This window comes from Haloferula sp., assembly GCF_049672945.1.
Taxonomy (GTDB): domain Bacteria; phylum Verrucomicrobiota; class Verrucomicrobiia; order Verrucomicrobiales; family Akkermansiaceae; genus Haloferula.
On record NZ_JBATWY010000185.1, the window covers coordinates 14,463 to 27,960 of the forward strand.

Below are 13,498 nucleotides of genomic sequence, written 5' to 3' on the forward strand. Positions count from 1 at the left end.
GCCCTCGGCGGGGCCTGGCCATAGCAACGGGGGAATTCGTCGGATGGTTGGTGATTGCGCTTGGTCGGCGCTTGTTTGTCGGGCGATGCAGGTTCAGTCTGCCTGCATGCCTAAATTCGTATTGCTTGCTTGGATCAGCCTGCTCGCACCGTTGGCGGCACAAGCGGTCCTGGCTCCTCCGTTCGGGCTCAGTTGGGGTGACTCGCCTGAGAAACTGATCGAGTTTGCGGGGCGTCACGAACTGGATGTTCGGATCACCATTCCGGGGGATCAGCCGGATCTCAGGGAGTTCAGGGTTCAGTCCAGGAAAAACCCCCTGCCCTCGTCCACGGCACGAGCGCTGGATGCCAGATTTCACAGTGGCCGGCTTTTTGAAGTGACCCTCCACTACGGAAAGCCCGGAGAAAGCGCCGACCGCATCGAAGGCCAGTTTAATGAAATGAAGCGGCAGCTCACGGTCAAACACGGAGACTTCATCCCCAACCAGCAGGCGAGGAAGACCGAGGACAACTTCTCCACCCGGACGCTCTCGTTCCATCACGAGCCCGTCAAAGGCTTGTTTCTCAACATGGTGTTCACCGAAATGGAAGACCTCCTGCGCAAGACCAGAGAAGCCTCCTTCTCGCTGATCTACCGCAACGACAACCTCCTCCAGCAGCTCGAAGCCGCGGCTGCCGAGAGGAAGTGAATGTTGCGGTGTCATCGTCTTCATGAGATTCGATCTTGGGATTTTGCGTTCGATCACTCGACGGTTGTCACGGTGCCGTTGACTTCGATGTCACGGTTGATGGTGAAGGTCACGTGATCAAGTCGATCGATTCCGAACGGAGTCTCTGTCAGGAGTTCGATGGTGTACTGCCCGCTCTCTTCCACCGAGTCCGCCCAGTCTTCAATGACAAGAGTACGATCATGGGGTACTGAATCATAATAGATGAGCGCCGATCCCGAAATCACCGTACCCACGGTTCCCAGTGCGGGCGAACCCTCGTAAATCTGAGCATAGGTCCGCGAATCGGGATACAGGTCATTCATCGTCAGGGTGAGGGACGGGGTGTTGAAACGAAGGGATTCTCCATCAGCAATCCCACTGATCATCCCATCGGCTACCGGCCAGATCTGAACGTGCATCGATGCGAGCTGAGAGGCAGGTGCCTGATAGTCATCGACAGAGAAGACCGAGAACCTTTCTTCTCCACGCACCTTGGAACGGTCTGCTCCCGGAATTGATGTGACGGCAAACGTCATCCGGTGAATCGCATTGTTAACCAAGGACGACTGGGTCAGCAAAGTGGCCTGGGTCCGATCGATGTTGGCTCCGGTACCTCCCGCCCCATACGACTGAACATGACGCAGCAGATTGACACTCTTTGATGCTTCCGGATCCGTAAGACCACTCAGCAAACCTTCGACTTGAACGTCCACAATGAACTGGCGGTCTGCCCGGGTTCTTGGAATGCCGGTGTAAGTATAGGGATCCTCGGTACGGATAATCGTGTGCGCGATCGGAATGTAGCTGCCGACATATTTGGAATCCAAGAGGTAAACGGTGAGCGGATCGGACTTCACCGTCCACAATTCGAAACGGGCACCTCCAGGGTTGATCGCAAGTGGAGAAAGCTGTTCACCTTCCGGCAATACGGAAACATCCCACCGCACCTCGGGCATGCCCGGCTCAAGCTGAACCTGACGCACGAAATTGGTGTAGAAATCCGCAGCCTGTCCAAGAGCGGAGCCTGATGTTGCCAGTAGCGCTGCGATAGCTAGCAGTTGATGGTATTTCATGGTGTCGTGGTGGAATTTTCGGCGGTCTCCGCCGTCTGCTCATCTTTCTTCTCTTGAGGCGGGAAGACCGAAATCGGCCCACCCATCAGAGTGGCAACCACAAGATTGGCGCTTTTGCTAATCCGTTCACGGGTGGCTTCCGCTATCGCCTCGTAGCCCTGGGCCTGTTCGCGACTTACCTCTACAGTGGTGATCCATCCCCGGTTCTTGGCATAGAAGTCCAACCAACCAATGATCTTCGTTCCAGGCTTCAACTCGAGGTACTTTTCGAATTGAGCAGGCGCTGAAATGATCGCCTGTTTGGGAACCAGTGTTGCAAAGCCTCCGAAGCTGATGATGTCGGACTGCTCCAGAATGCTGACAGGAATATTGACTTTCGAAGGATCCTCCCCCTCGACCGCTTCAAGATTCTTCATCGGATCCCGTTGTTGGAATTTCCTGAGAGAAATCGACAGCTCTTCATGCGTCGCCGCATCTCTGAACTGCGACTTCAGGGGAACTTCTTCAGCCGAAGCCACGCTGCAGACAACCAATAAGGTAATGGAAAGACGTTTCATTTTAATATGTGGGTTCGATGTTCAAGGATTGCTTGGAGCAGCACCTCCACCACTACCTTCATCATCAACGGACGGGTCAGTATCCAGGTTGATGAATGGAGCGTTGCCGGGGTTACTCGAATCGATTCCGTCGATATTGTTGCCGTGACCGTTGTTTGTTTGAGTGCTGGCGCGCGATTTGAAGGTCACCAGCAGCACCATGTCCTGAAGGTCGTAGCCCACGTTGGACATCTGGCTGTCGGAGTGAGTCAACTCCATGAAGACGATGACGTCCATCGGCCCGATCTTCACCTTGCCATCCGGCCCGAGGTAGGGGCGAATGAAGCTTTCGAGTGAGGGCGCGTTGTAGTCAGGAATATTGGATGGCGGAGTCATGCCATTCACCAGAGTCCGAACATTCAGGGTTCCGCTCTGGGAAGTATAGTTCGGCCCCCATCCACCATAGTAGTAGCGGCCTCCGAAATTGAGATCCTTGTTCCGTTGCAATACAAACGAACTAACCACACGATTCGGGTTCACGTCGTGGTTGGTACCGTAGAAGATTCTGCTGTAGCTGCCCGTGTGGTATCTCATCGTGGCCTCCGTTGGCACGAACGAGAAGCTGTTGCTGTTGGAACTGGATACGGTCACGCCGGCACCCAAAACCCGGATCTCACAGTCGACATCCTCGTCTGCTGTCACCGTGCCTGGCGGGGTGATCGTGACGTAGTCTTCAACGATCGACGGATAATTGATTCCCCAAGTGATCGTAGGCTTTGTGCCCGTTTGAACAATAGTCGGGAAGGCCGTCAACCAACCTGAAGGCATCAGTGGAAACGTCTCCGAATCATCGCTGACACTATTGTCGTTGGAGCTGCTGCTACTGCTGCTGCTTCCGCCGTCGCTCTTTTTACGTCTCTTTCCTTCAGACGTGGTGGAGACGATGAGACAGGCGGCTATGGTTGCTGCCGAGACGGCAGCCGATAGACTGATTTTCATGGCTGGTTGTGTGTGTGGGTGGGAGAAAGCCTTTAGAATCTTACCTCGGCAGTGCTTCCATGGATCTCGGGACCTGGGACGGGTCACCGGGGGAAGTCGGCTCGGAGGAGGCGGGAAGGCAGGGATCGTCAATGGCTATGCGACGGGCCATGCCGGTTCGGGACAGAACTGCCCTCTCCGAGCCGCCGGAACTCGCTCGGGACAGCGAACTCCAGTCAATTTGCCGGGTGTGGTAGGTGAAGGATTACTGGGTCGTCGTTGTTTTCAGGGTTGGGTGTTGAACAGCAGATGCCAGGGTGTGGGATTGGCAGGGTGTGGGGTGATCATTCAGCGGCCGGTATGCTCCTTCTGCGCCCATCCCGACCAAGGTCCGGTCGGGACATCGCGGTTCTCGACGAAGCGCCATTGGACGCGTTCGCCACTCTGAAGCTCAAGGAAGTCGCGCACCGCCGGGCTCAGGTCGATGCCTGCGCCTCCGTTGCGGTTGTCGCGAGGTTCCTCGCCGCCAAAAACATATTCCCAGTGATCGGTCTGGAACGGACCGACGTCCTCCCACTGGGCATAGCAAACTTTTCCTCCCTTGTGCACCGCGACCCAGCGGCCCTTGCACACCGAGATCCCCTCTCCCTTGTAATCCCGCCAGAACCAGGGGATCACCTCGGACGCTTCGGGTTGGTGCCGGTAGTCCGGACCAATGTCATTGTAAGGCAGAGCAATGTAGAAAGGGTTCAGTTTCGGGACGAATCCCTCCGGCAAGTATCCGTTGCGGCGTTCGGGATGGTCGTAGCCACCGAAGCTCTCCTGCCAATTGACATCCCAGGAGCTGGCGATGTTCGGTGTCGGATTGGCGGCAGTGGGAAGCTCCCCGACCCAGAAAATGGTCGCGACCACGTTACCGCGCCAGCCGCGGAAGTTTCGAAACTTGTCGTCGGGTTCCTCGAGCACGATTCGGGCTCGATCGGGGATCCCGAAGGGGTCGCTTAGAGAAGGCAGGATCTCGCGGCGATCCTCAACGAGCTGCTCATGCCGCTCAGCCAAGCGGTCCGACAACTTCAGTGCCCCTTCCGCTCCTGAAATCAGGAGTAGTCCAGTGATGGCGGAAATGACACGGAAGGCACTCATCGATCTAAAAATCCGAAAGCCCATCGGGCGCTTACGTGATCGAGTATCTTCCTTTTGGAAATCTTAACAAGAAATTTCTACTTAATTTTTGAACGTATTGACATCCAAGATGTCTAAGCGGTTCGCTCCGGGGCCAAATGCCTGAATTTGCCACCCAAAGGCAGCGGGTCTGACATCAGACCCCGGAACGGTTTATCGAACGCTTGGCTAGGATCTATAAGGGATTCCAAGCTTTGCTCTCACTGGAAAAAACCAAAAACCAGTCAGAACTCGGAAACCTAAACCAAAACCACTTGGACTAAACCAGAGCTCAGAACCCTCCTCAATCTTATTTTTTATAATTCAAGACATGAAAGCTCCCCAGATATCTCGGAATACTAAAATTACAGCCTCCCTAGCGCTATCCTCCACCGAATCGCTTTTCCAGCTCTCGCAGGGAGAACTCGGTCAGCGTCGGCCTCCCATCAGGCGCGCAGTAGGGCAGATCACATCGAAACAATCGGTCGAGAAGAGCCTCAGCCTCTTCTGGCCGCGGACTTTCCTGCAGGGCGGCACGGCGCGAGAGCACTCTCGCCAAGCGATCCATGGCAAATCGAGAGGAAGGACCAGCTCCTTCGGAGAGATCATCAATCACCTGAGTCAGAAAGGCTCCGACATCTCCGTGATTCAAAAATTCCGGCACGGTGGTGACCTGAATGGTCCCTCCCCCGAAGTCCTCAAGCTCGAAGCCGGCGTCCGAGAACACCTCGCGGTGTCGGAGCAGCAGTTCCACCTCGCGCGGACCCGGTTCAAAAAGGGCCGGGACCAGCAGGCTCTGGGTTTCCATCGCCTGACCCTCGGTCCCCGTCAGCCAGCGCTCATACAGAATCCGTTCTCGGGCCGCACGTGGATCGAGCAAGACCAGGCCGTCGTCAGACTCGAGCACGGCATAGCGCCCAAGAAGCACGCCGATCCTTCGAAACCGACTCGGCGAGGGATAAGCCACTTCAGGAGCAGGCGTCTCGAGCGGTAAGGTGGGTGCCTGAGCCGAGCTTGCACCAGGCCAGCTTCGGGGCACTGGCGGGTGGCGAGCCGGTGGCAGGCTACTGGCAGGAGCCTTCGAAACCACGGGTTGCCTCTTCTCATGATCCTCCCTGAGCGCCTCCCTCACCGCCTCGGCAATGACTTCGCGCAGTTCGTGCGGACGATGGAGCCGAATCTCCCGTTTTGCCGGGTGGACGTTCACATCGACGAGTCTGGGCTCCATTTCAATCCACAGCCACGCCGCCGGGTGAAGTCCATCACTCAAGCCACCCCGGAAACCTTCGACCAATCCGCGTGAAATGGCGGCATCTTCCACCGGGCGTCCGTTAAGAAAGACGCACTGATGCCTTCGCCCTTTCCGGGCATGGCCCGCCGGCAGCAGGAAGCCTTCGACATTCAGTCCATTGCCATGGCGCACCGGTATGGCGAGAAGCTCCTTGCCAACATTCGTTCCCAGCATCCAGCGCACCCGATCAAGCCGCGACATGCCGGCCGGTAGATCAAAGACCTCCCGTTCATCCTTGCGAAAACGAAAGCGCACTCCGGAGGCGGCCAGCGCGTGCAAGCGAAGCTGATGCTCGATATGCGCGGACTCAGTCGATTCGGCGCGCAGGAACTTACGCCGCGCCGGGACGTTGAAAAACAAATCCCTCACCTCGGTCATGGTCCCGGGGGCACTGCCGGCCTCCTTGACTTCCTTGACCACCCCACCCTCGATCTGAATCTCGGTCGCCGAGACCGCCTGCGCCTCACAGGTCACCAGGCGAAAACGCGAGACACTCGCAATGCTCGGCACCGCCTCTCCACGAAAGCCCAGCGTCCGGATTTCCTGCAAGCCTCCCGCATCCACCAACTTGCTGGTGGCATGGCGCTCGAGCGAAAGCAGCGCGTCCTCGCGCGACATCCCACAACCATCGTCGGTCACCCTGACCAAAGCCGCCCCCCCCCGCCGGATTTCCACCAGCACCTCGCCCGCTCCGGCATCCAGGCTGTTCTCCACCAGCTCCTTGACCGCGCTGGCCGGGCGCTCGACGACTTCGCCCGCCGCCACCTGGCTGGCGAGGACATCGGGGAGAACACGGATCTGCGGCACGATCCGGATGTAATCCCGACCACCGCCGCGCCCAAGCGTCAAAGGCGAAAAATTCCAGTAAAGACCTTCCCGCTCGATGTATTTATGCTTCGCACCCAGCCAATGCGGCCGTATCAGTCGGCATGGACATGGTTACGATTTCCGATGAAGCCGCTACCGCCTTACGCAACCTGCTCGCCAGCAAGGGTGCCGGGCCCCTGACGGGACTGCGTCTCGGCGTGAGCCGTGGCGGTTGTGCCGGCTGGCAGTATGAAATGCAGATTGGCGACGCCCAGGAAGGCGACGAAGTCGTCGAATTTGAGGGAGGTCGCTTGATCGTCGCGGCCGACAGCTTCGAGCGACTCAGCGGCTGCCGGGTCGATTACTCCGACTCCTTGTCCGATGCCGGCTTTCGCATTCAGAATCCTCGAGCTGCCCGCTCCTGTGGCTGCGGCACTTCGTTCGAGGAAACCGACAAACCGCTGGCGCCGGAAGAACTCGAAGACTGCGGTAAATCCTGATGGCAGAGCCCAAGGAAAAGACCTGGAAGCGCAAGCCTCACTATTACTGGTGGACGCTCGCCAACACCATGGCCGCCTGCCTTGCGATCCTGAGTTGGGTGCTGTGCCTTCATGTCTTTGGCCACCCCGAGATTCCGAAGAACTACAAGATTCTCAGTAAGCTCGGTCGCGCGGATCCCCCAGTGGGCTTCAGCCTTCAAGATGCCCCTCCAGGCGATGCCGCCGACCCACGTGCACTCTACCGGCGCTACGCCGAACTCGATGCCGAATCGCTGGTCAGCCTGAACTCGGCGCTGATGCGGAACTACCTCAAGAGCCTCGATGAACCCGGACTGATTCAGTACGTCGAAGGCAATTTCGTCGTCACCGATGTCCGGGCTCTAACAGAAGAAGACCTCTTCCAACCCGGTTTCGCCATCCGCGGTCAGGCGATGATCCAGCCGGACGAATTTTCCGAAGCCGCCCCATGGCCGGTGACCATCGACTACCTCTTCCCGACCCTCAACACGGCCGCCCAAGAATGGTTCCGTCCGGGCGATCAACTCGCCGTCTCCAAAGTCCCCAACTGCGCGATGGTCCTGCGCGTCGCCCGCGATGACCGGGGCGACACCCCGGTGGTGCAGCTGACCGTGGTGCCGATTGCGATCGGTGAATACCAGGTGGGCGAAACCAACCAGTTCACGCTTAGCACTCCGGAGGTCCTGAACCCGGCTGCGGTATTTCCCGTATTTCCACCGAACTCTCAGGAAACGGACGAGTAGCGAATCATCGCCTGACTCAAAACTCGCAGCTTCCGGGTGTGCGTGCGAAGGGAATCACATCACGAATGTTGTGCATCCCCGTTACGAACATCAACAGACGTTCGAAGCCCATGCCAAATCCCGCATGCGGGACCGTTCCATATTTCCGGGTGTCGACATACCAGTCGTATTCCTCAGCTGAAAGATCATGTTGTTTCATGTTGGCAAGCAGCACGTCGAGGCGTTCCTCGCGCTGACTACCACCGACGATCTCACCGATTCCGGGAACCAACAGGTCCATCGCCGTCACCGTTTTGTCATCGTCATTGAGCCGCATGTAGAAGGGTTTGATCTCCTTCGGATAGTTGAAGACGGTGACCGGCTTCTTGAAGTGCTCTTCGGTCAACCAGCGCTCGTGTTCACTTTGCAAGTTGTGGCCGTACTCGACCGGGTAATCGAACTTCTTGCCTGACTTCTGAAGAATGGCGACCGCTTCCGTGTAGGAAACCCGTTCGAAAGGATTCGAGGCCACGGCTTCCAGACGCGGGCGCAGGCCCTTATCGATAAACTTTTCAAAGATCGTTAGATCGCCTTGCTGGTGCTCCAAAGCCTCGACCACGAGGAATTTCACCATCTCTTCCGCAAGATCCATGTCCCCTTTCAAATCACAAAAGGCCATTTCAGGCTCGATCATCCAGAACTCCGCTGCGTGACGCGAGGTGTGCGAATTCTCGGCCCGAAACGTCGGGCCAAAGGTGTAGATATTCCCCAACGCACAAGCAAAGGTCTCGCCCTCCAACTGACCCGAGACCGTCAGGTGAGTCGCTTTCTCGAAGAAGTCCTTGTCGAACGACTGCTTCTTCCCCGATGTCGGATCAAGCGTCGTCACCCGGAACATCTCGCCGGCACCTTCGCAATCGCTCGCCGTAATGATCGGCGTATGGATATGGTAGAAATCCCGTTCGGCGAAGAAGCGATGGACGGCCTGACTCATCCGACTCCGAACCCGGAACATCGCACCGTAGAGATTCGTGCGCGGCCGGAGGTGACCGATCGAGCGCAGGAACTCAGGAGTGTGTCCTTTTTTCTGAAGCGGGAAATCATCCGGCGCCTCGCCCAACAGACGTACGGCACCGGCTTGAAGCTCCCACTTCTGACCACCACCTTGGGATGCCACCAAGCGACCCTCGACCCAAACCGATGCACCGGTGGACATCTGATGAAGCAACTCGGATCCAGGCGTGCCCTGATCGACCACGATTTGAAGACTCCCCAAACAGGAGCCGTCATTGATTTCAAGAAACGAGAAAGCCTTCGAATCACGGCGGGTGCGGACCCAGCCGGCAGCTTCGATGCTGTCCAGTGGTTCATCACTCGCCAGCAAATCACGGATCAATTTTCGCATGGCGCTGATTAAGACACGGTAAATGTCACCCGCAAGCCTACGTGATCCCACCAAGGAAGGTCCTGGTGTTGCCATTACGGATGCAAGGTCCAAACTCGCTGCCTCGTAAACCCTCCGACTTCATGACACGCCACCTCCTCATCCTTTCATTGGCCGCGACCAGCCCGCTCTCCGCCGAAGTTTGGAGCGCCCCCCTGGAACCTCGATCCGTGGATGCCAGTGATTTCAAGGTGCCGGAGGGTCTCGAGGTCAAGGTATGGGCTGCCACTCCCCAACTCTACAACCCGACCAACATGGACATCGATGCTGCTGGTCGCATCTGGGTCGCCGAGGGCGTCAACTATCGCAGGCACAACGGCCGCCGTGCTGCTGGCGACCGGATTGCCGTGCTGCAGGACACCAATGGCGATGGCAAGGCTGACAGCTCCCACACCTTTGTTCAGGAGAAAGGGCTCGTCGCCCCGCTTGGGGTCGCCGTTTTTGATAACGTCGTGGTCGTCTCGCAACCTCCGGATCTGCTCGTTTACACCGACGTCGATCGCAATCTGAAGTTTGATCCTGATGTCGACACTCGCGAGGTGTTACTCACCGGATTCAACGCCCGCAACCATGACCACTCCCTCCACTCCGTCACGGGAGGACCTGACGGAAAGTGGTATTTCAACAATGGCAACTGTGGCGCGGTCTTCACCGACAGATCGGGCAAGACCTTCACCATCTACGGGGAGTATCGTGGCGGCGGCGGCGATTGGTTTGCCGATAGCCACAAGCAACTCGATGTGGCGAGTGACGATGGCTTCAAGTGGACCTCCGGTTTTTCCGCCCGGATGAACCCGGATGGCACCGATGTCGAAATCATCGGTCATGGCTACCGCAATTCCTACGAGCACTCGGTCAACTCCTTCGGCGAACTTTTCCAGAACGACAACGACGACCCACCAGCCTGTCGGAATTCCTACGTGCTCGAATTCGGATCCGCCGGTTACTTCACCCGTGAAGGCAAGCACTTCAACTCAGTCAAGCGCCCGAATCAGGACCATGGCCGGGCCCACTGGCGACAAGATGATCCCGGCACCTTCGACGTCGGCGACATCTACGGCGGCGGCTCCCCCACAGGGGTTGTCTTCTACGAAAACGGAGCCCTTGGCGAAGCAGCCCGCGGCACCTTCTTGAGCTGTGAAGCCGGACGCAACGTGATCTTCAGCTATCAACCCGAGCCCGCCGGCGCCGGCTATAAGATGGAGCGGCATACCTGGATGACCTCCAACCACGATGGTACCTTCGTCGGCTCCGATTTCGTCGGTGGCAACAAGACGCTTCCCAGGAAGCTTGAAGCCGGAGTCCGCGTCGATCCGAAGCTCTTCCGGCCATCCGATGTTGCGGTTGGTGCCGATGGCGCCATCTACGTCAGCGACTGGTTTGATCCTCGCGTCGGCGGTCATGCCGACCTCGATGATTCGTGTTCCGGGGCGATCTACCGAATCGCCCCCATAGGATTCAAACCACACAATCCAAAGGTCGACCTCTCAACTATCGAAGGAGCCATCACCGCCCTGCGCAGTCCGGCACCGAACGTCCGCTGGACGGGGTTCAACGCCTTGAAAAACCACGGAGCCAAAGCGCTTCCTTCCGTCTTTGCTCTAACAAGAGACACCAATCCATGGATTGCAGTCCGCGCCCTGTGGTTGCTCCCTTACCTTGGCGACGAAGGCATCAGTGTCTGCCGCTCCTTCCTTGAGTCCGAGGACGAAGGCACACGGCTGGCAGCCTTTCGCGCCCTGAAACGCGCCGGCCAGGACATCTATGCCGACGCCGCGCTTCTCGCACTGGATCCTTCGGCCGCGCTGCGTCGCGATGCTGCGCTTGCGATGCGTGGACGCCCACCAAGCGAAGCCATTCCTGTGCTTATCAACGTCGTCAAGGGCTGGGACGGCATGGACAAGAACTACCTGGAGAGCATTGGACTTGGCGCCGAGAATCACGAAGCCGAAATCTGGATTGCCCTGCGGGACGCGCTCGCCCCGGGCGACCCACTCGAATGGGACGACTCGTTTGCCAAGCTGACCTGGCGACTCTGGCCGAGCTCGGCGATTGCTGATCTCAAGACACGCGCCACTGCCCTGTCCCTAACCAAGGAACAACGTGACTTCGCCGTCGAAAGCCTTTCCTTCATCGACGACCAGGCCGCGGCGGATGCCATGTTCGAAATCGTCACGACGGACAGCCCGTCAAAAACCGCCGCCACCAGCTGGTTGTTCATGCGCGGCACCGGATCCTGGGCGAAATTCGGACTTCAAGAACGCCTCAAGGAAACCGGCATCTACAATCCCGACAAGATCGAGGTTTCCGAGGTCACGGTGCCCGAAGCACCCGCGAAGACCACCTTCGAGGAAGCCGACGTGCTCGAACTCAAAGGCGATGCCGAACGCGGCAAGCTCGTCTCCGCCCGCTGCATCATGTGTCACCATCTCAATGAGGTGGGGCCTCACTACGGTCCCGATCTCAAGGGCTGGGTCGAACGACAAGGGGCGGAGATGGCCGTTCGTTCGGTCGTTAGTCCCTCGGCCGACATCGCCCATGGCTTCGAAGGCACGACCGTTCTGCTGAAGGACGGTAAACGGATCGACGGCGTCGTGGTTTCCGACGCCGACCCGCTCGTCATCACCTCCACCGCCGGTCTCACTCAGATGATCCCCGCCAATCGGATCCAGTCGAAAAAGCAAATGGAGCGCTCCTTGATGCTCAATGCCGACCAGTTGGGCATGTCCGCCCAAGACGTCGCCGATTTGGTCGAATACTTGAAGTCCTACTGATCAGCGGACCAAGCCAAGGTATTCCTGAGGCACCGCCGGGTTTCCGATCAACCGCGGTCGTTCACTCCAATCATCCTGCTCGCCCCAGATGCGCGCCCACATCCGCTTGAGCATGGGTTTCATCTCCATCGCTTCACGATCCGCTTTCTTCAGGGGGTCCCCGCGGCCTTCGGGTTGATACTCCCAGGCGAAGTTCAAGGGCCGGAGCTCGAGACCTCGCTTGTCCCATTCGCGGTACTCGCCAAATCGAAGGTCGACCAACCACACACCCTTCGGCGTCGGCCTGGCCAGACACCAGTCCTTCGAGAAGCGGCGGATTTCCCTCACTTCAAAAATCCCACTCCACTTCTCCAAAGTGGCCTCGTCTTTGGGATAGATCGTCCATCTCATCGATTGCTTGCCATCGAAAACCGATCGGTAGCTCATCCAAATTTCGCCATCGCGTTCAATCAGAACCCGCCAGAGCAGAATACTGAAGGGTGCCGGCGACTCCATTTTCCGCTCGTAGGAGATGCCCCGACTGGCCAGATCACGATCACTCGCTGAGGAAACAAGCTGCTTGGCCCCAAAACTCAAACCTACATAGAGACAGGAGATCCCCAGACAAACCGACGCCATCCGAATTCCCACACCCTTCTTCCACTGAGGAGCCTTGATAAACAAGCCCCAGATCACCGCCACGACGAGTGGCATGGTGAAGGCCGGATCGATGATGAAGAGATTGTCAAAGGACACCGGAAACCCCGAAAACGGCCACAAAGCCTGCGTTCCGTACGATGTGAAACAATCGATCAGCACATGCGTGCTCCAGACCAGGAAGACAAACAGACCTGCCCGGCGGGGCGAGACCTTCTGCCGCTTCCACCGTTTCGCCAAGGGCTTGGCCAGCACGAAGGTCAGGATCAGCATCAACAGGATCGAATGGCTCATGCCCCGGTGAATCTTCAAATCCCAGGCCGTATCAAGAAAAGGAGCCAGGATCGCATCGGCATCGGGAAGGCTGCCGAAAAGCGCTCCCCAGCCAATCGCGGCCCGCCCGAGCTTTCTTCCCAGCACGAGTTCCCCGACGACTGCCCCCAGCGCTGCCTGTGTGATCGAATCCACGGGCGAAGCTCTCTGCCGGGGCTCGACGGATGCCAAGAAAAAATGCCCCGCAAATCTCTCACTTTTCCCTTGCCAAGCCAGTGCCGGGATCTAGGTTCGCCGCCCCATGGCTCGGACCTCAGGAAAAGCAAAGACCCGGAAGGCTGTCGCCAAACGATTCAAGGTGACAGGTACTGGGAAGGTTTTGCGCCGGAAACAAGGTAAGCGACACTTGCTTCAAAACAAGAATCGCAAGCGCAAGCGTAACCTCGGAAAGGTGACGCTCGTTTCCGCTGCAGACATTAAAAATGTTAAGGAAAACCTTCCTTTTAGCTGACACACGAATCGACGCGACATACCGCGCCCCCATCCGCATCTCGGATGGCCTCCATCGTAGCCTGG

The 13,498-nt window shown here is 57.9% G+C and carries 12 protein-coding genes; 5 read left to right on the top strand and 7 right to left on the bottom strand.

What is annotated here, in order from left to right:
• Window positions 1-106: 106 nt before the first annotated feature.
• Window positions 107-688, top strand: coding sequence for a hypothetical protein (locus tag WBG04_RS16990; protein WP_424315862.1), 582 nt, complete (start codon window positions 107-109; stop codon window positions 686-688).
• A gap of 53 nt (window positions 689-741) precedes the next feature.
• On the opposite strand, the gene WBG04_RS16995 is transcribed toward WBG04_RS16990, so the two are convergent.
• The 5 genes from WBG04_RS16995 to mutL form a co-directional block, all read right to left on the bottom strand.
• Window positions 742-1,782, bottom strand: a complete 1,041-nt coding sequence (locus tag WBG04_RS16995; protein WP_424315864.1) for a hypothetical protein — start codon at window positions 1,780-1,782, stop codon at window positions 742-744.
• Entirely contained in the window at window positions 1,779-2,339 is a 561-nt protein-coding gene (locus WBG04_RS17000) for a hypothetical protein (protein ID WP_424315865.1), read from the bottom strand. The genes WBG04_RS16995 and WBG04_RS17000 overlap by 4 nt, the downstream gene beginning before the upstream one ends.
• A gap of 21 nt (window positions 2,340-2,360) precedes the next feature.
• Window positions 2,361-3,317 (bottom strand): hypothetical protein, encoded by a 957-nt coding sequence (locus WBG04_RS17005; RefSeq protein ID WP_424315867.1) that lies wholly within the window; start codon window positions 3,315-3,317, stop codon window positions 2,361-2,363.
• A 327-nt stretch (window positions 3,318-3,644) separates the two neighbouring features.
• Complete coding sequence (locus WBG04_RS17010) at window positions 3,645-4,439, bottom strand: hypothetical protein (protein WP_424315869.1); 795 nt, start codon at window positions 4,437-4,439, stop codon at window positions 3,645-3,647.
• A 400-nt stretch (window positions 4,440-4,839) separates the two neighbouring features.
• Entirely contained in the window at window positions 4,840-6,597 is a 1,758-nt protein-coding gene (mutL, locus tag WBG04_RS17015) for a DNA mismatch repair endonuclease MutL (RefSeq protein ID WP_424315871.1), read from the bottom strand.
• Window positions 6,598-6,677: 80 nt separating this feature from the next.
• Here mutL and WBG04_RS17020 point away from each other — a divergent pair, with 80 nt between their 5' ends.
• Together WBG04_RS17020 and WBG04_RS17025 are read left to right on the top strand one after the other, a co-directional pair.
• Window positions 6,678-7,055, top strand: a complete 378-nt coding sequence (locus WBG04_RS17020) for a HesB/IscA family protein (protein ID WP_424315873.1) — start codon at window positions 6,678-6,680, stop codon at window positions 7,053-7,055.
• Complete coding sequence (locus WBG04_RS17025) at window positions 7,055-7,816, top strand: hypothetical protein (RefSeq protein ID WP_424315875.1); 762 nt, start codon at window positions 7,055-7,057, stop codon at window positions 7,814-7,816. The genes WBG04_RS17020 and WBG04_RS17025 overlap by 1 nt, the downstream gene beginning before the upstream one ends.
• A 16-nt stretch (window positions 7,817-7,832) precedes the next feature.
• Here the strand turns inward: WBG04_RS17025 and asnS are convergent, their stop codons facing one another.
• Entirely contained in the window at window positions 7,833-9,200 is a 1,368-nt protein-coding gene (asnS, locus tag WBG04_RS17030) for an asparagine--tRNA ligase (protein ID WP_424315877.1), read from the bottom strand.
• A gap of 122 nt (window positions 9,201-9,322) precedes the next feature.
• On the opposite strand from asnS, the gene WBG04_RS17035 reads away from it, so the two are divergent.
• On the top strand, window positions 9,323-12,013 hold the full coding sequence (locus tag WBG04_RS17035) for a PVC-type heme-binding CxxCH protein (RefSeq protein ID WP_424315879.1): 2,691 nt from the start codon (window positions 9,323-9,325) through the stop codon (window positions 12,011-12,013).
• Here WBG04_RS17035 and WBG04_RS17040 read toward each other — a convergent pair whose 3' ends face one another.
• On the bottom strand, window positions 12,014-13,117 hold the full coding sequence (locus WBG04_RS17040) for a metal-dependent hydrolase (protein ID WP_424315881.1): 1,104 nt from the start codon (window positions 13,115-13,117) through the stop codon (window positions 12,014-12,016).
• Between the two features lie 106 nt (window positions 13,118-13,223).
• Here WBG04_RS17040 and rpmI point away from each other — a divergent pair, with 106 nt between their 5' ends.
• On the top strand, window positions 13,224-13,433 hold the full coding sequence (gene rpmI / locus WBG04_RS17045; protein WP_424315883.1) for a 50S ribosomal protein L35: 210 nt from the start codon (window positions 13,224-13,226) through the stop codon (window positions 13,431-13,433).
• Window positions 13,434-13,498 lie beyond the last annotated feature (65 nt).